General features: G+C 71.1%; 18 protein-coding genes. 7 read left to right on the top strand and 11 right to left on the bottom strand.

From position 1 onward, the window contains the following. Positions 1–160 precede the first annotated feature (160 nt). Positions 161–1,837 (top strand): MDR family MFS transporter, encoded by a 1,677-nt coding sequence (locus tag AB0B85_RS02815; RefSeq protein ID WP_357402846.1) that lies wholly within the window; start codon positions 161–163, stop codon positions 1,835–1,837. Positions 1,838–1,961: 124 nt separating this feature from the next. Here the strand turns inward: AB0B85_RS02815 and AB0B85_RS02810 are convergent, their stop codons facing one another. Further along, positions 1,962–2,594 carry a TetR/AcrR family transcriptional regulator gene (locus AB0B85_RS02810; RefSeq protein WP_357402844.1) on the bottom strand — a complete coding sequence of 211 codons (633 nt, stop codon included), beginning with the start codon at positions 2,592–2,594 and terminating at the stop codon, positions 1,962–1,964. A gap of 125 nt (positions 2,595–2,719) precedes the next feature. On the opposite strand from AB0B85_RS02810, the gene AB0B85_RS02805 reads away from it, so the two are divergent. Beyond that, on the top strand, positions 2,720–3,754 hold the full coding sequence (locus AB0B85_RS02805; protein WP_357402842.1) for an aldo/keto reductase: 1,035 nt from the start codon (positions 2,720–2,722) through the stop codon (positions 3,752–3,754). A 35-nt stretch (positions 3,755–3,789) separates the two neighbouring features. On the opposite strand, the gene AB0B85_RS02800 is transcribed toward AB0B85_RS02805, so the two are convergent. Then, positions 3,790–4,281 (bottom strand): NUDIX domain-containing protein, encoded by a 492-nt coding sequence (locus AB0B85_RS02800; protein ID WP_357402840.1) that lies wholly within the window; start codon positions 4,279–4,281, stop codon positions 3,790–3,792. 56 nt (positions 4,282–4,337) lie between these two features. Here AB0B85_RS02800 and AB0B85_RS02795 point away from each other — a divergent pair, with 56 nt between their 5' ends. Continuing rightward, positions 4,338–5,987, top strand: a complete 1,650-nt coding sequence (locus AB0B85_RS02795) for a fatty acid--CoA ligase (RefSeq protein ID WP_357402837.1) — start codon at positions 4,338–4,340, stop codon at positions 5,985–5,987. A 186-nt stretch (positions 5,988–6,173) separates the two neighbouring features. Here AB0B85_RS02795 and AB0B85_RS02790 read toward each other — a convergent pair whose 3' ends face one another. The 6 genes from AB0B85_RS02790 to AB0B85_RS02765 all read right to left on the bottom strand — a co-directional run bounded on the left by AB0B85_RS02790 (position 6,174) and on the right by AB0B85_RS02765 (position 11,506). After that, the gene (locus AB0B85_RS02790) at positions 6,174–7,184 is read right to left on the bottom strand and encodes an NADPH:quinone reductase (RefSeq protein WP_357402835.1); all 1,011 of its coding nucleotides are present in this window, start codon (positions 7,182–7,184) and stop codon (positions 6,174–6,176) included. 48 nt (positions 7,185–7,232) lie between these two features. Continuing rightward, entirely contained in the window at positions 7,233–7,922 is a 690-nt protein-coding gene (locus tag AB0B85_RS02785; protein WP_357402862.1) for an HAD family phosphatase, read from the bottom strand. Further along, positions 7,919–8,746, bottom strand: coding sequence for a hypothetical protein (locus AB0B85_RS02780; protein ID WP_357402860.1), 828 nt, complete (start codon positions 8,744–8,746; stop codon positions 7,919–7,921). Before AB0B85_RS02780 ends, AB0B85_RS02785 begins: the two co-directional genes overlap by 4 nt. 188 nt (positions 8,747–8,934) lie before the next feature. After that, positions 8,935–9,618: an FKBP-type peptidyl-prolyl cis-trans isomerase gene (locus tag AB0B85_RS02775; RefSeq protein ID WP_357402833.1), complete on the bottom strand. Its 684-nt coding sequence runs from the start codon at positions 9,616–9,618 to the stop codon at positions 8,935–8,937. A gap of 146 nt (positions 9,619–9,764) precedes the next feature. Next, entirely contained in the window at positions 9,765–10,403 is a 639-nt protein-coding gene (locus tag AB0B85_RS02770) for a DUF4241 domain-containing protein (RefSeq protein WP_357402831.1), read from the bottom strand. Between the two features lie 74 nt (positions 10,404–10,477). Next, the gene (locus tag AB0B85_RS02765) at positions 10,478–11,506 is read right to left on the bottom strand and encodes a Ku protein (RefSeq protein ID WP_357402829.1); all 1,029 of its coding nucleotides are present in this window, start codon (positions 11,504–11,506) and stop codon (positions 10,478–10,480) included. 85 nt (positions 11,507–11,591) lie between these two features. Between AB0B85_RS02765 and ligD (AB0B85_RS02760) the strand changes: the two genes are divergently transcribed. Together ligD (AB0B85_RS02760) and ligD (AB0B85_RS02755) are read left to right on the top strand one after the other, a co-directional pair. Then, a complete protein-coding gene (gene ligD, locus AB0B85_RS02760; RefSeq protein WP_357402827.1) occupies positions 11,592–12,533 on the top strand; it encodes a non-homologous end-joining DNA ligase in 942 nt (313 codons plus the stop codon). Then, positions 12,523–13,437: a non-homologous end-joining DNA ligase gene (gene ligD, locus AB0B85_RS02755; RefSeq protein ID WP_357402825.1), complete on the top strand. Its 915-nt coding sequence runs from the start codon at positions 12,523–12,525 to the stop codon at positions 13,435–13,437. Before ligD (AB0B85_RS02760) ends, ligD (AB0B85_RS02755) begins: the two co-directional genes overlap by 11 nt. 401 nt (positions 13,438–13,838) lie before the next feature. On the opposite strand, the gene AB0B85_RS02750 is transcribed toward ligD (AB0B85_RS02755), so the two are convergent. Together AB0B85_RS02750 and AB0B85_RS02745 are read right to left on the bottom strand one after the other, a co-directional pair. Continuing rightward, complete coding sequence (locus tag AB0B85_RS02750; protein WP_357402822.1) at positions 13,839–16,136, bottom strand: esterase-like activity of phytase family protein; 2,298 nt, start codon at positions 16,134–16,136, stop codon at positions 13,839–13,841. Between the two features lie 54 nt (positions 16,137–16,190). After that, positions 16,191–17,261, bottom strand: a complete 1,071-nt coding sequence (locus tag AB0B85_RS02745; protein WP_357402820.1) for a hypothetical protein — start codon at positions 17,259–17,261, stop codon at positions 16,191–16,193. 144 nt (positions 17,262–17,405) lie between these two features. On the opposite strand from AB0B85_RS02745, the gene AB0B85_RS02740 reads away from it, so the two are divergent. Then, the gene (locus AB0B85_RS02740; protein ID WP_357402818.1) at positions 17,406–18,158 is read left to right on the top strand and encodes a TIGR03089 family protein; all 753 of its coding nucleotides are present in this window, start codon (positions 17,406–17,408) and stop codon (positions 18,156–18,158) included. A 156-nt stretch (positions 18,159–18,314) separates the two neighbouring features. Next, positions 18,315–19,277, top strand: a complete 963-nt coding sequence (locus AB0B85_RS02735; protein ID WP_357402816.1) for a zinc metalloprotease — start codon at positions 18,315–18,317, stop codon at positions 19,275–19,277. 671 nt (positions 19,278–19,948) lie between these two features. Here AB0B85_RS02735 and AB0B85_RS02730 read toward each other — a convergent pair. Next, entirely contained in the window at positions 19,949–21,079 is a 1,131-nt protein-coding gene (locus AB0B85_RS02730) for a hypothetical protein (protein WP_357402814.1), read from the bottom strand. Positions 21,080–21,197: the final 118 nt, after the last annotated feature.

Genomic DNA, 21,197 nt, shown 5'->3' with positions numbered 1-21,197 from the left:
CCGCCCCCCGCCCGGGGCGTCCCGGGCAAAAAACTACATCTCCACGGCGGGCGGGGTTGGGAGGGGGCCCGGAGTGGGCGGGGAGGGGCGGGGGTGGGGGTGGGAGGGGGTTTTTTGGGGGTTGGGCGCATGTTCTGCGGCGTGCGGGATAGAAGGCCACATGACCACCGAAGCCTCCGCCGCGCCGGTGCTGAATCGTCAGCAGATCCGGCTGCTCATGCTCGGCCTGATGACCGGCATGCTGTTGGCCGCACTCGACCAGACAATCGTCGGTACGGCCCTGCCGACAATCGTCGGGGAGTTGGGCGGGATCAACCACTACTCGTGGGTGGTCACCGCGTACCTGCTCGCCTCGACGGCGTCGACGCCGCTGTACGGCAAGATGGCCGACCTGTACGGGCGCCGCCCGGTCTTCCTCTTCTCGATCGGCACGTTCCTGGTCGGCTCGTTGCTGGCCGGGTTGTCCCAGAACATGACCCAGCTGATCGTCACCCGGGGCATCCAGGGCCTCGGTGCCGGCGGTCTGCTGACGCTCGCGTTCACCATCATCTCGGACGTGGTGTCACCCCGGGAGCGGGGGCGCTACCAGGGACTCTTCGGCGCGGTGTTCGGGATCTCGTCGGTGGCCGGGCCGCTTGTCGGCGGATATTTCGCGGAGACCGACTGGCGGTGGATCTTCTACATCAACGTGCCGCTGGCGATCCTCGCCATCGTGGTCTGTTACCACGTGATGCGGCTGATCCCGTTCGAACGCCGGGACCACTCGATCGACTGGCTCGGTGCCGGGCTGTTGGTCGCCGGGGTGAGTTCGTTGCTGCTCGCGCTGAGCTGGGGTGGCAACGAGTACGCCTGGGGATCGGGTGTGATCATCACGCTCTTCGTCGTCGGTGCGGTGCTGGGGGTGCTCTTCGTCCTCCAGGAGGCCCGGGTGGCCGAGCCGATCCTGCCGCTGCGGCTGTTCCGCAGCGCCACCTTCGCCCTGGCCAACTCGGCGTTGCTCATCATCGGTCTGGTGATGTTCGGTTCGATCATCTTCATCCCGTTGTACCTGCAGATCGTCAAGGGCGCCTCGCCGACCCAGAGCGGTCTGCTGATGCTGCCGATGATGGCCGGCATCATCATCACCTCGATCCTGACCGGTCGCGCGATGACCCGGATCGGCAGGTACAAGTGGTTCCCGGTGGCCGGCTCGGTGACCCTGCTGGTCGGCATGTTCCTGTTCACCCGACTGGAGGTGAGCACCTCCCTCTGGGTGGCGTTCGGGTTCATGGTGGTGATCGGTGTCGGGCTGGGTCTGTGTATGCAGTCGCTGATCCTGGCAGTGCAGAACGCGGTCTCCATCCGTGACCTGGGCGCCGGCACCTCCTCGGCGACCTTCTTCCGGTCGCTCGGTGGTTCGTTCGGAGTGGCGATCCTCGGCACTGTGCTCTCGTCCCGGCTGGCCAGCGGCCTCGGCGACCGGCTGCCCGGTGCGATCGCGCAGCTTCCGCCGCAGGAGCGGGCCGCGGTGGCGGCGAGCGGCGGCACCAACATCTCGATCAACGATCCGGCGACCATCCTGGCCCTGCCGGGGCCGGTGCGCGCCGCCATCCAGGGCGCCTTCGTCGACGCGCTGGACATGGTCTTCCTGACCGCCGGCCTGATCGCGATCGTGGCGGTGGTGGTCACCCTGACGCTGCCCAACACGCAGCTTCGGGGTGCCGGCCCGCAGGGTGCCACCGGTGGTGCCGACCCGCTCGGCGGGGAGGCCCCGGCCCCGGGTGGCAAGCCGCTCACCCGCGAGTCCAAGGAGGAGGCCGCCGCCGACATGGAGGCCAAGTCCCAGACGATGATCTGAGCAGGTCGTCGGGTGGAACGACGCGCCAGCCGGCGTGCTCGACCCGGGGTCGGTGAGGTCGGGGTGTCCGGACCACAGGATGCCCCGACTTCCCGGAGTCGGAGTCGATCAAGGCGGTCGGTGGTCAGGCGGGGCGGCGGTAGGCGCCGTACCACCAGGTCGCTGCCAACTCCCGGGCGGCCGCCGCGTCGGTGTCGGGGTCGGCCGCGGTGGTGCTGACGTGGTCGGCCAGGAAGCGGTCGCCGCCGATCACGATCAACCGGCTGGCCGTCGTCACGTCCAGGTCGGGCGGGGTACGCCCGGCCTGCTGCTCGATCCGGAGCGCGTCAGCGGTGCGGTTCACGAACCGTTCCAGCCCGGCGGCCCAGTACTCCCGGATCACCTCGTCGTACGCGGCGACCTCGCTGACCGCGGCCAGCACCGGGGCGTACGTCCGGTATATCCGGATCACGTCGGCGAAGGCCTCGGTCAGCCGATCGAGCGGGTTGCCGGGGCCGGCCGGGTCCCATTCGCCGGTGCGGTCGAACGAGGTCTCCCGCATGGTGCCGGCGAGGCGCATGAGCAGCTCGCTCTTGTCCCGGAAGTGGGTGTAGAAGGTCGACCGGGCCACGCCGGCCTCGGCGGCGATCCGCTGTACGCCGAGGTCGGTGAAGCGGACGCCCTCCTTCAGCAGCCGCTCGGTGGCCGCCAGCACCCGCGCTTCGACGGCCGCGCGCCCGTCGGGGTTGTGCGGACGGCGGCGGGTGATCGAGGGCATAGCCGGAATCCTAGGTGGCCGGGGGTCGGGTGGGCGACGTACGCTCGTTGCCGGACACAGTGTCCGACATAGTGACCACGGAGTGCCCGACCTCGGCCTCCGACCCACCACGAGGAGCAATACACGTGAAGTACCGACTGCTGGGCACCACCGGGGTGTACGTCTCGGAGATCTCGCTCGGCGCGATGACCTTCGGCGGCAGCGGGCACCCGCTCTGGGGCACCCTCGGCGCGCTGGCGCTGCCCGACGTGCAGCGGCTTGTCGACACCGCGCTGGACGCCGGGGTCAACTTCGTCGACACCGCCGACGGCTACAGCGACGGCGAGAGCGAGGAACTGCTCGGCAAGGCGCTCGGCAAGCGGCGTCGCGACGTCGTGCTGGCCACCAAGGTGCACTCGCGGACCGGCCCCGGCCCGAACGACGTCGGCACCTCCCGGCTGCACATCATGCAGAACCTGGAGGACAGCCTGCGCCGGCTCGGCACCGATCACATCGACCTGTACCAGATCCACAACTTCGACCAGGTCACTCCCATGGAGGAGATGCTTCGCGCGCTCGACGACGCGGTCCGGCAGGGCAAGGTCCGCTACGTCGGGGCCGCCAACTTCGCGGCGTGGCAGCTGGCCAAGGCGCTCGGCATCTCCGCCCGGGAGAAGCTCGCCGGGTTCGTCTCGGTGCAGGAGTACTACTCCCTGCTGGGCCGGGACGTCGAGCGCGACGTGGTGCCGATGGCGCTCGACGCCAACGTCGGGCTGACCGTGTGGAGCCCGCTCGCCGGTGGTTTCCTCTCCGGCAAGGTGAGCCGGGACGGCGTCGTCGCCGACAGTGGCGCCCGTAGCGCCCAGCCGGGCTACTCCAGCTTCACGCCGTTCGACCCCGACACCGCCTTCGGCGTGGTCGACGTGCTCAAGGGCGTCGCCGAGCGGCACGAGGTCAGCCCGGCCCGGGTGGCGGTCGCCTGGCTGCTGTCCCGGCCGGCCGTGACCAGCGTGATCGTCGGGGCCCGCAAGCAGGAGCAACTTGTGGACAACATCGCCGCCTCGGACCTCACGCTCACCGCGCAGGACCTCGCCGAACTCGACGAGGTGAGCAAGCTGCCTGTCGCGTACCCGAACTGGATCCAGGAGGGGTTCTTCGCGGAGATGCGCCACCCGCAGTGAGGCGCGGCCCCGGGGTCGGTGACCCCGGGGCCGACCTACTTGAGGATGAGCCGGTTGGTCTGCTCGAAGACGTCCAGGTCGGCGAGGGTCTCGGTGACCGACGCGGAGAGCGGGGTGGGGAACCGGTCGCGGGGGAAGAAGCCGGCGTCGGTGGTCTCGTCGGTGACCCGGACCAACTCCCCGTCCCACTCCTCCACCCGGAACGCCGTGGTGAAGACCTGGTACGTGTGCCCGTACATGTTGGTGTTGGTCCGGTCGGGGCCGGTGTAGAGGGCGAACGCGCACACCCGCAGCGCCCGCAGCCCGGTCTCCTCGCGGACCTCACGTACCGCGCAGTCGGCGATCGACTCGCCCAACTCCATCGCCCCGGCCGGCATGGCCCACTGGCCGTTGTCGGAGCGTCGGATCAGCAGGATGCGCCCGGCGTTGTCGCTGACCACGGCGCGGGCGCCGACGAACATCAGCGTCCGGTCACCGGCGAGCGCGCGCAACTGCCCCACGTACGAGTCGGCCCAGGAAATGCTCACCTGCGACAATGTACGGGGGTTCCCAAGGTGTGACCGCCGACACTAGCTTGTTACCCATGCGTAGCACGATGATGGACGCCCCGCTGCAGGTCTCCCGGATCCTCGACCACGGCGCCCAGGTGCACGGCTCCGCCGAGGTGGTCACCTGGACCGGTGCCGAGCCCCGCCGGATGACGTACGCCGAGGTGGGCCGCACCGCCGCCCGGCTGGCACACGCGCTGCGCGACGACTGCGGGGTGACCGGCGACGAGCGGGTCGCCACCTTCATGTGGAACAACAACGAGCACCTGGTCGCCTACTTCGCGGTGCCGAGCATGGGCGCGGTGCTGCACACGCTCAACATCCGGCTCTTCCCTGACCAGGTCGTCTACATCGCCAACCACGCCGAGGACCGGGTGGTGCTCGTCGACAGCACGCTCATCCCGCTGCTGGCCCGGGTGATCGGTGAGTTGGACACGGTGCGGCACGTGGTGGTGGTCGGTGGCGGCGACCCGTCGCCACTGGTGGCGGCGGCCGGTGACCGGATCACCGTGCACCACTGGGACGCGCTGCTCGCCGACCGGCCCGAGGTGTACGACTGGCCCGAGGTGGACGAGCGGGACGCCGCGGCGCTCTGCTACACCTCCGGCACCACCGGCAACCCGAAGGGTGTGGCCTACTCGCACCGCTCCATCTACCTGCACTCGTTGCAGGTCTGCATGCCGGAGGGGTTCGGGCTGGCCCCGACCGACCGGGAGTTGGCCATCGTGCCGATGTTCCACGCCATGTCGTGGGGTCTGCCGTACGCGGCCTTCCTGTCCGGCGCGTCGCTGATCATGCCGGACCGGTTTCTGCAGGCCGCGCCGATCGCCGAGATGGTCGCCGCCGAGCGGCCCACCCTGGCCGGTGCGGTCCCCACCATCTGGACGGACCTGCTTGCCTACCTGGACACCCACGACGTGGACACGTCCTCACTCACCGAGGTGATCGTCGGCGGCTCGGCCTGCCCGCCGGCGCTGATGCACGCGTTCGACGAGCGGCACGGGATCGACGTCATCCACGCCTGGGGGATGACCGAGATGTCCCCGCTGGGGTCGGTCTCGCGTCCGCCGGCCGGCGCGACCGGCGAACAGGCGTGGCGGTACCGCTACACGCAGGGGCGGGTGCCGGCGGGGGTGCGGGCGCGGATCGTCGGCCCGGCCGGCGAGCCGCTGCCCGCCGACGGCAAGGCCGTGGGCGAGCTGGAGGTCAGGGGTCCGTGGGTGACCGCGCGGTACGTCGGTGACGACGCTCCGGACGAGGAGAAGTTCCGGGACGGCTGGCTGCGTACCGGGGATGTGGGCACCCTCTCGCCGGACGGCTACATCACGCTCACCGACCGCGCCAAGGACGTGATCAAGTCCGGCGGTGAGTGGATTTCCTCGGTCGAGCTGGAAAATGCGCTGATGGGGCACCCGGCGGTGCTGGAGGCGTGCGTGGTGGGCGTGCCGGACGAGCGGTGGGACGAGCGGCCGCTGGCCACCGTGGTGCTCCGGGAGGGCGTCTCGGTGACCGCCGAGGAGCTGCGGGACTTCCTGGCCGGCTCGGTGGCCCGCTGGCAGTTGCCGGAGCGGTGGGCGTTCATCGACTCGGTGCCGAAGACGAGCGTGGGCAAGTTCGACAAGAAGGTCGTCCGTTCGCGGTACGCCGAGGGTGACCTGACTGTCCGGGAGCTGACAGCGCCGTAACGTTTTCCCCGGCACTGTCGCCGGGCGGGGTGAAGTGCCGCTCGACATTCCTCCGCAGGGGGCGGCCCCGGCGTTCGCACCGCGCCGGGGCCGCCCGTTCCACGCGGGGCGACCCGCAGAATCATTGTTGCGAAACTTGTTCGCCTCTGTCCTGATGACGGGGAAATCAGGTGTGCAGCGACCCGATTAGGCGTCGCTTGTGGTGATGAGCACCTTGCCCACCGTCGCGTCCTCCACCGCCTGGTGCGCCGCTGCCGCCTCGGCCAGGGCGTACTGGTGCAGCGGCAGGCCAGCGTCGACGCCGACCCGAAGAGCGCCCTGGCTGGCCGCCGCCGCCACGTCCTTGACGCCCTGCGCCTTGGCCGCCTTCGGCTCGGTGTAGACAAGCACGAACTGCCACCGGGCGTTCGGCACCATCATCGCCCGGATCGGAATGGTCACCTCGTCGCCGCCGTCGTCGGCGTACATGCAGACCGCGCCGCCGTGCCGCAGCACCTGCGCGTCGATCGCGGCGTTGTGGGCCGGGGCTACCTCCACGATCGTGTGCACCCCGTCGGGAGCGATCTTGCGGACCTCCTCGACCACGTCCTGCTCCCGGTAATTGATCACGAAGGAAGCGCCGGCCGCCGCCGCGAGCTGCGCCTTCTCGGCACTGCTCACCGTGGCGATCACCGTGGCGTCGGCCCAGCGGGCGAGCTGGATCGCGGCGTTGCCGACCGCGCCCGCCCCGCCCTGCACCAGCACCGTGTGGTCGGCGAGCGCACCGGGGCGCAGGGTGTCCGGCATGAATTCGCCGGCGGTCAGACAGCGGTGCGCGGTGAGGAACGGAATGCCCAGGGCGGCGCCCAGCTCGAACGGTGCGTCACCGAGGCGGACCGCCTGCCGGACCGGCACCAGCGTGTATTCCGCTGCCGTGCCCCACGGCCGCTGCCAGGCGGCCTCCCAGATCCAGACGCGCTCACCGATCAGATCAGGGTCGACCCCCGCGCCGACCGCCTCCACCACTCCCGCGCCGTCCTGCCCGGGAATCTGCCAGCCCTTCGGCGTGAAGGAGCGCCGCGACTTCCAGTCGGTCGGGTTGACCCCCGACACCGCCATCCGGACCAGCACCTCGCCAGCCCCCGGCTCGGGTACCGGCCGATCGACAAGCTTCAGGACCGAAGGGTCGCCGGTCTGCTCGTACACGATCGCTTTCATCTGTGGTCGCTACCTTTCATCAGTGGTCTCTACCCCGCCGGGGCGGCGTCAACCCAGGCTCTCCACCAGCTCCGGGGTCAGCTCCCCGATCGCACCCACTGTCACCACGGCGAGCCCGGCGGCGTCCGGATCGAGCGGGTACGAACCGTGCGGCACCGCCACCACCCGCATCCCCGCCGCCGCGGCCGAACGCACCCCGTTCGACGAGTCCTCCACCGCCACACAGCGGGCCGGATCGACGCCGAGGCGCTGGGCGACGCTCAGGTAGACGTCGGGTGCCGGCTTGCCCCGCTCGGTCTGCTCGGTGGAGAGGGTCGCGCCGAACGCGTCGGTCAGGCCGGTGGCGGCCAGCGCCGCCTCGATCAGCCGGGTCGGCGACGAGCTGGCCAACCCCAGCGGCCACCGCGCGGCCAGTCGCCGCACCACCTGGTCGGCACCGTCGATGAGGGGTACGTGGTCCCGGTAGCGGCGGGTCATCTCCTCGACCACCTCGACGGCGACCTGCTCGGCGGTGCGGTCAACGCCCAGCTCGCCGCTGAGATAGTGGGCCCACTCGCCGGTGCTCATCCCCATCAGCCGACGTTGCGTGTCGGGCTGCCACGTCCCGCCGTGCGCTGCCACGTACGCCCGGCGGACCTCCTCCCACACCGGCTCGGAATCCACGATCACGCCGTCCAGGTCGAAGACCACCGCATCTGCCACGAGCCCATCCTGCCCGATCGGCGGGCGCCCGGTCAGCCGGGAAGCGCGGGCAGGACGAGCGGGCCGCCGGCCGCGGTCAGCGTGTGACCGGACCGGGCGATCGGCTCCAACAGCTCCCGGAGCCGGTCCGTGCCGTCGGCGCCGAGCGCCTGCCACGGGTGGGCAGCCGCCCGGTCGGTGGCGTCCTCGATGGCCTGGAACCCGGCCTCCGAACGGTCGGTGGTCGCGCCGTCCGCGGTCAGCCAACCCCGCTGGGTGAGCCGCTCGCGGGCGGCGTGCCAGTGCTCCTCGGACCAACCCCGACCCAGCAGGTACTGCGGATGTGAACCGTCCCGGGCGACCCGCCAGGTGAGCGTCTCCACCGGGTCCAGGCCGGCGGCCACCAGCGCCGCCACGTGCCCGTCCCCCCGGTGTTCGCGCAGCGTGGTGGCGGCCTGCCAGAGCCGGGCCAGCGGATATTCCCCGACCGGCAGTGCCGCGTTGGCCGCGCCGAGCACCCGGCCGGCGGTCTGCGCCGCCGAGGCGGCCCGCTCCAGCAGGTCGGCGGCCTCGGCCAGGTGCGACTCCGGCAGCTCGTAGGTCAGCTCCGCGAGCCCCTGCACGGCACCGGTCAGGCGGGCCCGCAGCGCCTCCGGCGGGGTGGCCAACCGCCACACCGCCGGCAGCGCGCGCGCCACCATGTGCGGCGCGAAGCTGAAGAAGGCGGCGGTCACCGGGGCCGCCTCGGTCGCGCCCAGCGGCGCGGCCCGGCCGGCGAAGTAACCGCGCCAGTAACCACGCAGACCGACCGCCTCGTACGCGGCGCGGGCGCGGGGGTGCAGGTAGGTGACCGCGTGCACCGGCTCGAAGTAGGCCCACATCACCCGGGCCGCCCGTCCAGCCTCGTCCAGCGCCGTCATCTGCACCTCCGCGTCCGGTTACGGATGATCACCCCGGGCGGCGAACCGCCCGGGGTGACGCCGAACCTACTGCCGCTAGGTGACGGGCCGGAAGCCCCATGTGAACAACTCCATCGCGGCCCGGCGACAACCGGGGCGATCCGGACAGGTCACTGGGCGGCGAGCACGTCCACCACGAAGCGCAGCGGGCCCTCCGGCTGACCCTTGCTCGCGGCGTCCTTGCCGAACGCCAGGTCCGTCGGGATGTCGAGCTGCACCCGGCTGCCCACTGTCACCCCGACCAGGCCCTGGTCCCAACCGGGGATGACCTGGCCCACGCCGATCGGGAAGATGGCCGGCTGCCCGCCCTTCCAGGAGGAGTCGAACTCCTTGCCGTCCTTGAAGAACACCCCCACGTAGTTGGTGGTGATGTTCTGGCCCTTCTTCACGGCCGGGCCGGTGCCCTTGATCAGCGGGGTGACGGCGAGCTTCGTGAGCTCACCAGTGCCCGGCTGCACCGTCGGCTTGCTGCCCAGCGCCGGGTCGGCGCCCTCGGGGAGCTGCGGAGCGGGGGGCGCGGCGGCGTCGGGACCGTCGGGGGCCGGCACTGACGCCGACGGGGTCGCGTCGGCCTGGTTCTTGGACTTGTCCTCGCCACCGCCGATCGTCACGAAGACGGCGATCAACCCCCCGGCCACGACGACGGCGGCGATGCCGCTGAGCCACGCGTTCCGGCGGCGCCTCGCGTCGGCGGCCTTCTTCGCCGCCAACTGGGCGGCCAGCCGGCGCCCCGACTTGGTCGCCGGGCTCTGGTCCTGGTCCGCCGACCGGTTCTGCTGCGTCCGCTCGCTCACGTCGTCGACTCCCTGCTGCGAAGTGTGGCCGGCACCCGGTGCCGGGGGGAAAGCCGACGCACACGGTACCCGCACCACGGCCCACCGTGCCCGCCGCGGACGCCTCGGATCGCCCAGCGCGGCAGTTCCGGTGCCGTCCCGGGCGGTTATCCCGGAACGACCATGAAGTCGGTCACGAACGAGGTGACCCGGCCATCGGCGGTACGCCCGATCCAGGTGCCGTAGCAGCCGTCGCCCCAACCGGTGGCCACTGTGACGACGTTGGCGCCGCTGGCCTCGTCCAGGACGGCGGTGATCAACCCGCGCACCGGCGAGGCGGGCAGCTCGGCGGGGATGAAGACCTCTTCGATCCGGTCCTCGTCCCAGCCTTCGAGCGCGGCGAGCGCTGTCGGGTCGGCGAGGGTGCCGGCTCCGGAGTCGACCCCGTAGCCGAAGTAGTCGTCCGCGCCGAGCGTGGCGATGTCCTGGTCGCCCGCGACGGCCGGCTCCCACCGGGCGGTGGGTTCGGCGGAGACGACAAGCTCCAGTGCGGCCACGCGCCGGTCCACCTCGGCGTCCTCCCGGAGCACCACTGCCACCCAGGCGCGGGCCGGATAACGCCCCGGGGCCACTGTGACGGTGAACGGCTCGGCCTCCGGGCACACCAGCGGGTCACACCCGACCACCTGGCCGGTGGGCAGCACGACGTCGCCCACCGGATGGACCTCGATCAGGTACGCGCCGTGCTGGTCGGTGAAGCGGGTGCCGGGCGTCAACAACCGGTCCAGGTCAGGGGTGTACGGCATGAGGGCTCCTCCGGTGGCCAACGGCCGGCGGAGCGTACCCGGCCCGCCGGACACCGCCGTCGCTGCCGTACCGGTCAGGCGCTCTTGCGGGGTGCGCTCTTGCGGGCGGCCGTCTTCTTCGCCGGCTCCGCCTTCTTCGCGGGGGTCTTCTTGGCGGCGGTCTTCTTCGCCGGCTCTGCCGTCTTCTTCGCCGCCGTCTTCTTCGCGGGGGCCTTGGCGGCCTTCTTCTCCGCGGCCTTCTTCTCCGCCGCCTTCTGCGCCGACCGGGCCGACGAGATGGGTGTCGGCTCACCACCACCACCACCGCCACGGGTGGGTTCCTCGCCGCGGGCCGCCTTGGCCCGCTCCACCGAGGCCTTCAGCGCGGCCATCAGGTCCACCGCCGCGGCCGGGGCCTCCTCGACCTCCTCCGGCTGGACGACCTCCCGGCCCTCCACCTTCGCGTCGATGACCTCCTGCAACGCGGCCCGGTAGTCGTCGGTGAACACGTCCGGCTCGAACTCGCCGGTCATCGAGTCGATAAGTGAGCTGGCCATCGCCAGCTCGGGCGGGCGCACCTTGAGGTCCTCGTCGAGGAAACCGAAGTCCGGCGTACGGATCTCGTCCGGCCAGAGCATCGTGTTGAGCAGCAGCACACCCTCGCGCACCCGCAGGGTGGCGAGCTGCTCCCGCTGGCGCAGCGCCACCTTGACGATGGCCACCCGCTCCGAGTCGATCAACGCGTCGCGCAGCAGCACGTACGGCTTGGTGGCGGTGCCCTCCGGCTCCAGGAAGTACGCCTTGTTGTAGAGGATCGGGTCGACCTGCTCGGCCGGCACGAACTCCAACACGTCGATCGCACGGGAGCTGGTCAGCGGCAGGTCGGCGAAGTCCTCGTCGGTGAGGATCACCATCTCGCCGCCGCCGATGTCGTAGCCCTTGGCGATGTCGTCGTAGGTGACCTCCTCGCCGCAGACCGAGCAGGTGCGCTTGTAGCGGATCCGGCCGCCGTCCTCCCGGTGCACCTGGTGGAACCGGATGTCCTTCTCCTCGGTCGCGGAGTAGAGCTTCACCCCGATCGAGACGAGCCCGAACGACACGGCTCCCTTCCAGATGGCACGCATCCTGCGCTCCCTTCCCCGGTATCGACAATGCTCGCATCCGAAAGAACCGGACGCGAGGTGTTCGGCCTGCTACTACAGTCGGGTCGTGCCCGGCGCGCCGCTCAAGCCGATGCTCGCGATGACCGGGCCGCTCCCGGCGGGTGACGGCTGGGCGTACGAGTTCAAGTGGGACGGCGTCCGCGCCCTGGCCGACATCTCCGGTGGCGGTCAGCACCTGTATGCCCGATCCGGCGTCGAGATCACCGCCGCGTACCCGGAATTGGCCACCCTGCCCGAGCAGGTCGACGACGCGCTGCTCGACGGCGAGGTGGTGCTGCTCGGCGAGAGCGGACAGCCGTCGTTCACCGCGCTGGCCGAGCGGATGCACGTGCGGGACCGGAACAAGGCGGCCCGGTTGGCGGCGGTCATGCCGGTGACGTACATGATCTTCGACCTGCTGCGGCTGCGCGGGGACGACCTGACCGGCTGGCCGTACGAGCGCCGCCGGCAGGCCCTGGACGCGCTCGCCCTCGGCGGCCCCCGGTGGGCGGTGCCGCCGGTCTTCGCCGACGGCCCGGCCACCTACGACGCGGCCGGCGAGCACGGTCTGGAAGGCGTGATGGCCAAGCGGGTCGGTGCCGTCTACCGCCCGGGGGTGCGCTCACCGGACTGGGTGAAGGTCAAGTTGGAGGTGACCGGCGACTTCGTCATCGGCGGCTGGCGACCGGGCGCGCGGCGGATCGGCGGGCTGCTGGTCGGCGTGCCCGGCCCGGACGGCACGTTGATCTACCGGGGGCGGGTCGGCGGCGGGATCGGCGCGGCCATCGAGCGGCAGCTCCTCGCCGAGTTGGAGCCGCTGCGCTCCGGTGGGTCACCGTTCGCACCAGGTGTGCCCCGCGAGGATGCCCGGGGGGCGATCTGGGTAGCACCCCGGGTGGTGGTGGAGGTGAAGTACGGCCAGCGCACCCCCGATGGCCGGCTGCGCTTCCCCCGGGTGCTGCGGTTGCGCCCGGACAAACCTCCGGAGGAGGTCGACGATGCCGGCTGAACGGCTACGGGTGGACGTCGAGGGTCGCCCGCTCGAGCTTTCCAACCTGGACAAGGTGCTCTACCCGGCGGCCGGTTTCACAAAGGGTGAGGTGATCGACTACTACACCCGCATCTCCCCGGTGCTGCTGCCGCACCTGCGGGACCGGCCGGTGACCCGGATCCGCTTTCCCAACGGGGTGGACGACAAGTCGTTCTTCGAGAAGAACACGCCGGCCGCGACCCCGGACTGGGTGCGGGTGGAGAACCTGCCCGCGCCCGGGTCGACGAAGGGCCGGGAGACCATCGACTACGTGGTCGCCGACGACCTGCCCACCCTGGTGTGGCTTGCCAACCTGGCCGCGCTTGAGCTGCACACGCCGCAGTGGAAGGTCGGCGAGCACCCGGACATGATGGTTGTCGACCTGGACCCGGGGCCACCGGCCGGGCTCGCCGAGTGCTGCCCGGTGGCGGTGCTGATGCGCGACCGGCTCGCCGACGACGGCATCGAGTCGTACCCGAAGACCTCCGGCAAGAAGGGCATGCAGCTCTGCTGCCCGATCGCCGGCACCCAGTCCTCCGACGACGTCTCCGCCTATGCCCGGCGGATCGCCCAGGAGTTGGAGCAGGCCCACCCGAAGCTGATCGTGTCGAAGATGGCGAAGAACCTGCGCCCGGGGAAGGTCTTCATCGACTGGAGTCAGAACAACGCGGCGAAGACCACTGTCGCGCCGTACTCGTTGCGGGCACAGTCGGTGCCGTCGGTGTCGACGCCGCTGACCTGGGACGAGGTCGAGGCCGGCGCCCGTGGCCGGAAGCCGGCCGTCCGCCAGTTCACCGCCGCCGAGGTCCTGGACCGGGTCGAGGAGTACGGCGACCTGCTCGCCCCGCTGCTCGACGGCGGCCCGGAACTGCCCGCGCGCTGAAGTCTGCGTCCAGGAGCCGAGTCAGCCGTTCGAACACGCGGACGCACGCCCGGCGTCCGCGTGTTCGTGGTGACGCTTCGTGTCGGGGCGGCAGGTCGAGGTCGGCCACTCAACGTGATGCCTCTCGGTGCGGCCGGCAGGACTGCTCAACCCCTTTGCTCTGCTTCAATAGACGAAACACTCGGCCTACCTGCCGCTTTGCTGTCCACCGAGGGTGGGGCGGTCGGATCGGCGGTCACGGCGCGTGTCTGTTGCGTCCGTTGAAGCAGAGCAAAGGATGGGTGCAGGGGGTGGCAGGGTCGGCGTGTGGTCACGGTTCGCGACCGACGCTCAGCCAGGGGTAGATGTGCGGCCGGCCCGACGCCCACCCCTGCGCAGGTGGGCGTCGGGCGGCAATCGGATCAGCGGTGGCCGAAGACCTTCCGGCTGGAGCCGAGCCGGAGGAACACCGTCTCGCCGGTGGCGTCCTGCACCGCGTCGTTGTCGGTGATCGCGTACACCTCGCCGTTGCCGGCCACGGTCAGGCCCTCAAGCTTCTCCTGGGTCCAGCCGTTTGTGGCGCGCAGCGCGGGCAGCACGTCGACGGCGAGCGTCTTCGGCAGCACGGTCAGCGGGCCGGTCGTCGCCGCGCCCGGCAGCGGCACCGTGTAGATCCGCTTGACCGTGGCGGCCGGGCCGTTCAGCTTGTCCCGCTCGATGACCGCGAGCCGGTCACCGACCACGGTGATCTCGGAGAGGCCCATCCAGTCGCCCGGCACCGTGGTGGCGTCGAGCTGGTATCCGAACCAGCTCCAGGTGCCCGCGGTGACGTCGTAGCGGCCCAGCCGGACGATGCCGGTCGGGTCGGTGCTCAGCTCCCGCTGTACGGCCACCCAGACGATCTCCCGACCCTGCCGGTCGGTGGTGGCGGTGACGCCCTCCAGACCCTGCTTGCCGAGCCCGGCGGCGACCTCGGCGGGCAGCGCGACGGTCTGCCGGGTCACCCCGGCCGCGTCGAGCCGGACCAGCTTGTTCTCCGCGCCCTTGGCACCCTCGACGGCGAGCCAGAAACCGCCCTGCGGGCGGGCGAAGATGCCCTCCGCGTCGTACCCGACAGGTGTGCCGGCCGCGTCCCGCGCCGGCAGCGCGCCGGTGATCACCGCAGGCGTGCGCTTCGCGTCGATCGTGAGGATCCGGGTCTGGCTGTACGCGGCGTCGGTGACGCTGTAGAGCTGGTCCCGCTTCCCCGGCACCGCGCTCAACGCGCCGAGCGCGCCCCAGCCGATCGGGGCACCCGAGCTGTCCGAGGCGGAGACGATGCTCGGGAACGCCGGGGTGCCCTTGCCGAGATGGAAGAGCGACACCGAGGCGCGGACGTTGACCGAGGCGTCGTCCTCCTCGCTGGAGACCGCGAGCAGACCCCGCGACGGGATGGGCAGCAGCCCCTCCGGCCCGTTGGTGGTCGGGAGCACCTGCTTGAACACCGGCTTCGTGGGGTTGCCCAGGTCGTAGACGGCGACGAAGTTGCTGCGCTCCGAGCCGACGAACGCGTACCGCACGCCGTCGTACTCGGCGACGGCCACACCCTCCGGCTCGGTGCCCTTCTTGCCGGCCCGATCCTCGTTGTGCAGCCCGTACGTGACGGCGAGCCGCTCGAAGGTGTTGCCGGCGTCCCAGGCGACACGCCCGGTACGGCTGTCGAAGATCGACCAGCCTCGGGTGCCCCCGTGCCAGTCGCCCTCGTTGGCTGTGGCGAGGTAACGGTCGTCGACCCAGGCCACCGCGTCGGGCTCGCGCGGCACGTCGGTGCTGCTGCCGGTCAGGTCGATGACACCGTCCTTCTTGGTGTCGATCCCGCTGATCGTGGCGGTGCCGGCGCTGAACACCGTGGTGATCCGGCCGGTAGGCAGGTCGATGAGGGCGACGCCGTTGTTCTCCTGGAGCGTCACGGCCAACTGGTTCCGGCTGTTGATCGAGACGTACTCGGGCTCCGGGTCGGTCGGCGCGGCGAGCCCGGCCTGGACCAGGGCGGGCAGCGCGCTCCCGTCGGCGCCGGTCAACGCGACAGGGCGCAGCCGCCACGCGGACGGGGACTTCCCGGTCAGGTCGACGATCTGCACGAAACCGGCAGGCGCCTGCGGCAGGTCGCCCTCCTCGCCGCCGGGTGGGGTGGCCTCCTCGTCGCGCTCGTTCTCGATCGCGATGGCGGCGTAGCGCTTGTCCTTGCTGATCGCGATCGAGTCGGGCTGACCACCGAGGTCGAAGCTGGCCACCCGCTTGCGGCTGGTCAACTCGATCACGTCGAGGCGGCCGGACGGCTCGGTGTAGCTGCTGCTGGTATTCACCACCACCAGCACGTACCTGCCGACCGATGCCACCGAGGTGGGTTCGTCCTCGGCGTCGCCGAGTTGTGCCAGGGAGAGCGTGCCGAGGCCGCGCGGCCGGTCGGCACGGGAGATGTCCAGGAAGCCGATGCGCCGGGCCAGCGCGTCGGTGTGGATGAGGGTGCGGCCGTCCTCGCTCACCGCCGAGATCTCGGCGACAGTCGCGGTCGCCGGGTCCTCTCCGGCCGGGCGGTTCTGGAACACCGGGTACGTGGCGACCCGGTCGAAGGCGAGCGACGGGTGGTGTCCGCCGGCCGAAGCGGGGGTGGCCCCGGTCAGGCTGGCGGCGGCGACACCGGCTGCGGTGAGCGCGGTGAATGCTCTTCTGAGTGTCAAGGACTTCCTCCGTTAGGTCGTACCCGCACGGAGGCTGACACCCGTTGGGGAGCATCAGCTTGCGCTTGCGTGAACAGCCGGCGAAGCGCGGCGCAGACGCCACCAGGCGCCGACGACCAGGGCCGCGGTGACGACGGTGACCGCGACGTCGCCCGCCAGGGCCGCCACCGGGCTGGCCGGGGAGTACGGCGGCACCAGGTACGCGAACGCGGCGGCGCTCACCAGACCCGCTGTGCCGGCCGTGAGCACGTGCCGCTGACCCCAGCCGCTGCCCGACGACAAGTACGCGATGAGCCCTCCTACAACGCCGGCGAGCGAGAGCGCGATGACCACCCCCGGCCAGCCAGGCGTCAGGTCGGCGCCGAAGCGGACGAGAACGACAAGCAGCCCCACCCAGAGAGGGTGCGGCACCCGACGGACCCGGCGCGGTTCGCGGCGGCGCCAGCGGGGCAGCAGCGCCGCTGCGACAAGTGCGAGAACCAGCGCTGTCGCGGAGGCCAACTGAAGCGGACCGGCTAGGAAATCCTTCCGACCGCTGCTGTCGGAGAAGATCAGCAGACTGCCGAGCAGATAGATCACGCCGACCACGGCGAGACCGGAACGGCCGAGCCACGGCCGAAGCCGCCGTTTCGCGCCGAGGAAGGACTCGACGAACACGATCGGCGCGCAGATGGTCAGCAGGATGTGGTTGCCCACGTAGTCGAACGCCTGCCGGAGACTGAACCCGAGCCCCGGCACCAGCGTCGCCTCGGCTGCGGCACGGGTGTCGGCGTACTGGGTGTCATTCAAAAAGCCGGGGTTGAACAGCGACTGGTCGACAAGCCCGGCCTGGAGCACACCGAACGCGGCGGCGAGCAGCACGATCGACGGCCACCCCGCGCCGAGGTGCCGGGCGGTCTCCCGGATCAGGATCGCCGCCCCGCCGTACATCGGACCCAGGAAGATCAGCACGGGTAGGAAGTCGTCGATGGCGAAGCCACCCCAGGAGCACTCCGCCGCCCACGGAGCGAGCAGCAGCAACGCGATCACCGGCAGGAGTCTGCGGCGCAGCGGGAGGGCGGTGGCGCGGCTGGCGGCGGCAGGTTCGGCTGGCTCGGTGGCGGCGGGGTCAGGCTCGGCCAGCATGAGAACTCCTCGGCAGCGCTACGGGGATGTGCCCGTACCGTGCCTGGGTCAGCCGGCCGACCGATACGGCCGTCGGTCGACGCAGGGCTCGACCAAAGTCGTTGAGTAGTGTGGTACCGACCTCACCCCGGGGAGCGTGCCGACATGCAGCCAACCGTCACTGCTGACCTGACGGCCCGACCCGTCGAGCCCGAGAGTCCCCTGCTCAGCTACCGCGACGAGGCGACCGGAGAGAGGGTCGACCTCACCGCACACCAGGTCGGTTCCTGGGCGGCGCGCAGCGCGAGCCTGCTGCGGGACGGCTGCGGGCTCGGCCCCGGCAGCCGCGTAGCGGTGCTGCTGCCGCCGCACTGGCGTACCGCCGCGGTGTTGTTGGGCGCGTGGGCCTCGGGCCTGGCGGTGTCGTTCCGGCCGCGCGCCACGGCGGGCCTGCCGGTGCTGGAGCCCGGCGGCGACCGGCCGTTCGACGCGGTCTTCGTGACCCCCGAACGGCAGGACGACTGGCTGGAGGACGTCCCGGACGCGCCGCACCGCTACCTGGTGGGCACCGGGCCGGGGCGGTTGGTCGACGTGCCGCTGGGCTGGTTGGACTGGTCCGCCGAGGTGCTCCGCCACAGCGACACGACGCCTGACCACACCGCCATCCGCCCGTCGGACCCGGCAGGTGCGGACGGCACCACCTACGGTCAGTGGGGTGCGCTCGCCCGGGAGGTCGCCGGGATGCTCGACCTGCGCGCCGGTGACCGGCTTCTCGTCGACGCCGCCGAGACCGAGCAGCCGCTGAAGTGGTTGCTCGCGCCGCTTTCCGCTGGCGCGTCAGTGGTGATCAGCGCCAATCTCGACCCGACGCGGCGGGACGCTGTCGTCACCGCCGAACAGGTGACCCGGGTCCTCTGACCGCTGCCGGACCGCGCTAACAGCGCTGGCCAGTCCTGTTCCGTTACATCGGCATCTGCCCTGCTCAGAGGGGTTTTGTCGATGCCGTCGGCGTGTTCTCATACCGAACAGCGACGTCATCGACACCGCACCGCTCCCTCACTGAAAGGTGCACCGATGCACACGAGACTGACCTTCCGACTGGCGGTTCTCACCGCCACCGCCGCCACGTTCCTGGCGTCCGGCGGAGCCTCCGGGGCACTGGCCACGGCCGCCCCCGCGACCGCCTCCCCGGGTGTCGCGGCGTGTGACCCGGGGGCCGACGCCCCCGCCGCCGCCCGGGTCGCCAAGGGTGCCGCCGCGCAGGAGCCGGAGCTGTACTCGAAGAACGAGGCCAAGGCATACGGCGTCATCAAGGACGCGCCGCGCCTGCCCAACGGCAGCGTGACCATCCCGACGGTCTTCCACATGGTCTCCGACCACCCGCTGACCGCCGCCGAGACGGCCAGGTGGAACACCCTGATCGCGGCGCAGATGACGGTGCTCAACGACTCCTACGCGGGCCGTACGGCGGCGGACGCCTCCGACACCCCGTTCCGGTTCTCGCTCGTCGACACCACGTGGACGGTGAACAGCGCCTGGTACACGGTCGAGCCGGGCAAGAACGAGCGAGACATGAAGAAGGCGCTCTACACCGGCGACTCCCGCACCCTGAACGTGTACGCGGCAAACATCGGCGGCGGCCTGCTCGGCTGGGCGTACTTCCCGAAGGGCTACAACAACGGCCGCGACTACATCGACGGTGTGGTGATGCTCGACGAGTCGATGCCGGGCGGCACGGCAGGCAAGTACGCCCTCGGTGACACGCTGACCCACGAGGTGGGGCACTGGCTGATGCTTGAGCACACCTTCGCGCACGGCTGTTCCGCGTCCGGCGACTTCGTCGCGGACACCCCCCGCGAGGCGGCTCCGCAGTTCGACTGCCCGATCGGCGCGGACACCTGCACCGCACCGGGGCTGGACCCGATCCACAACTTCATGGACTACACGCAGGACTCCTGCATGGACATGTTCACCGCCGGGCAGGCGGACCGGATGAGCGACGCCTGGGTGGCGTTCCGCGCCGGCGGCGCCGGATAGCCCACTGAAAGTCACGGGCCGGCGGGTCGCTCTGCGGCGACCTGCCAGCCTGTTCGCCTCACCTTCCGGTGGAGCCCGACGATTTCGCCGGTCCTCACGTTGCCCACCCCTGACGTCGTGACCGATCAACCCGAACGGGTCGGCCCGACGATCCGTGCGCGGGTCAGCTGGCGAACAGCAGGGCGGCGTCCAGGAGAACGACGAGGGTGGTGGCGAAGTGGACGCCGAATGCGACGCCTCTCGTCCCGCCGTTGGCAGCACGTCAACCGTGTTGCCGCGGGTTGAGCGCGACTATCAGCATGAACAGGCCACGGCATCGGCGCTGCTGAAGGCGATCAGGGCGAGGCCGATCAGCCCGTAGCTGAGATCGCGCAGGCTCTTGACCTCAGGTAGGCGGGTCCCCGTCCGGCCGGGTCGGCACGCCGTAGCCAGCGCCCGCCGTCTGCCTTGCCAGCAGGAACCGCGCGCCGACGACCAGGGGCGGGCGGCGCTCAGGTCACCCTAATCAGTGGAGAACGAGTCCGGGTCCATGCCGTGGATCTGCACCGGCGCACCGGTCGGTCAGGGAGTCTGACACGCCACTGTGCGAAGCGATGCCCGGCGGAGAGACCTGTCCTTGAGCGGTCTCTGGGTATTTGGGCTCAAAACTACATTCGTCCTCTATTGGGTATTTACGCCGATATTGTGGCTTCTGCGCGTCCTGCGAGGGCGCTCGCGATGTGTCGGCCCGTTCCGGTGGAGGGGACATGAAGGAAAATACGGAACGTAAGCCGCTGGCGAGTCCGAGGCACTTCAAGGCCGCATCGGGTTTGAGCTCCGTGCTGATCGTGGCCGGGTTGACCACCGGTGTCACCCCCGCTCAGGCGGCGGCCGGGGTGGTCCACAAGGCCCGCGCCGAGCGCAGCTACCAGGGCACGCCCGGGCCGTTCGGGCAGGCGCAGGCGTGGCAGCCCGGCGCAACCCTCGTGCGGGACGGCGGCCCCGACGGATGGTCCGATCCGCAGGGTTGGCAGTGGCAGGACCAGGGGCCGGGTCGGCGCCGCCATGAAGGCGGCAAGGTGGGTCCGCAGGGTCCGCAGGGTCCGCAGGGTGCCGAGGGCGAACGCGGGGGGCGTGGTCCGCGTGGCTTCCAGGGTGCTACCGGCGCGCAGGGTTTCCAGGGTGCGCCGGGTCTGCAGGGTGCGCAGGGCGAGGTCGGTCCGCAAGGTGCGCAGGGTGCGCAGGGTTTCCAGGGTGCGCAGGGCGAGGTCGGTCCGCAAGGTGCGCAGGGTGCGCAGGGCGAGGCCGGTCCGCAAGGTGAGGCCGGTCCGCAGGGTCTCCAGGGTGCGCAGGGCGATGTTGGTCCGCAGGGTGCGCAGGGCGAGGTCGGTCCGCAGGGTCCGCAGGGTTTCCAGGGTGCGCAGGGCGAGGTCGGTCCGCAAGGTGCGCAGGGTTTCCAGGGTGCGCAGGGCGAGGTCGGTCCGCAGGGCGAGGTCGGTGCGCAGGGTCCGCAGGGTTTCCAGGGTGTGCAGGGCGAGGTCGGTCCGCAAGGTGCGCAGGGTGAGGTCGGTCCGCAGGGTTTCCAGGGTGCGCAGGGCGATGTTGGTCCGCAGGGTGCGCAGGGCGATGTCGGTCCGCAGGGTGCGCAGGGCTCGCAGGGTGCGCAGGGCGAGGCCGGTCCCCAGGGCCCGCAGGGTTTCCAGGGTGCGCAGGGCGACGTCGGTCCGCAAGGTGCGCAGGGTGAGGTCGGTGCGCAGGGCGCGCAGGGCTTCCAGGGCCCACAGGGCCCACAGGGCCCACAGGGCGCCCTGACGGGCGTTCATGTCGAATCTTCTGATCCGGGTACCGGCCTGATAACCGTCCGTTGCCCCACCGGCGAAGTGGCGTCGGGCGGCGGCTACACCAGCAACGGAAGCGTGACCGTGGATAGCCCGGTCCTAG

Origin of the sequence: Micromonospora sp. NPDC049044 (assembly GCF_040649215.1) — a bacterium.
Classification (GTDB): Bacteria; Actinomycetota; Actinomycetes; order Mycobacteriales; family Micromonosporaceae; genus Micromonospora.
This window is presented reverse-complemented; position numbering and strand designations above follow the sequence as displayed.

Bases quoted from the DNA above. Each gene is read 5' to 3' on its own strand.
- AB0B85_RS02815 (WP_357402846.1), top strand. From the start codon at position 161: ATGACCACCGAAGCCTCCGCCGCGCCGGTGCTGAATCGTCAGCAGATC.
- AB0B85_RS02810 (WP_357402844.1), bottom strand. From the start codon at position 2,594: ATGCCCTCGATCACCCGCCGCCGTCCGCACAACCCCGACGGGCGCGCG.
- AB0B85_RS02795 (WP_357402837.1), top strand. From the start codon at position 4,338: ATGCGTAGCACGATGATGGACGCCCCGCTGCAGGTCTCCCGGATCCTC.
- AB0B85_RS02790 (WP_357402835.1), bottom strand. From the start codon at position 7,184: ATGAAAGCGATCGTGTACGAGCAGACCGGCGACCCTTCGGTCCTGAAG.
- AB0B85_RS02780 (WP_357402860.1), bottom strand. From the start codon at position 8,746: ATGTGGGCCTACTTCGAGCCGGTGCACGCGGTCACCTACCTGCACCCC.
- AB0B85_RS02770 (WP_357402831.1), bottom strand. From the start codon at position 10,403: ATGCCGTACACCCCTGACCTGGACCGGTTGTTGACGCCCGGCACCCGC.
- AB0B85_RS02765 (WP_357402829.1), bottom strand. From the start codon at position 11,506: ATGCGTGCCATCTGGAAGGGAGCCGTGTCGTTCGGGCTCGTCTCGATC.
- ligD (WP_357402825.1), top strand. From the start codon at position 12,523: ATGCCGGCTGAACGGCTACGGGTGGACGTCGAGGGTCGCCCGCTCGAG.
- AB0B85_RS02745 (WP_357402820.1), bottom strand. From the start codon at position 17,261: ATGCTGGCCGAGCCTGACCCCGCCGCCACCGAGCCAGCCGAACCTGCC.
- AB0B85_RS02740 (WP_357402818.1), top strand. From the start codon at position 17,406: ATGCAGCCAACCGTCACTGCTGACCTGACGGCCCGACCCGTCGAGCCC.
- AB0B85_RS02735 (WP_357402816.1), top strand. From the start codon at position 18,315: ATGCACACGAGACTGACCTTCCGACTGGCGGTTCTCACCGCCACCGCC.
- AB0B85_RS02730 (WP_357402814.1), bottom strand. From the start codon at position 21,079: ATGAACGCCCGTCAGGGCGCCCTGTGGGCCCTGTGGGCCCTGTGGGCC.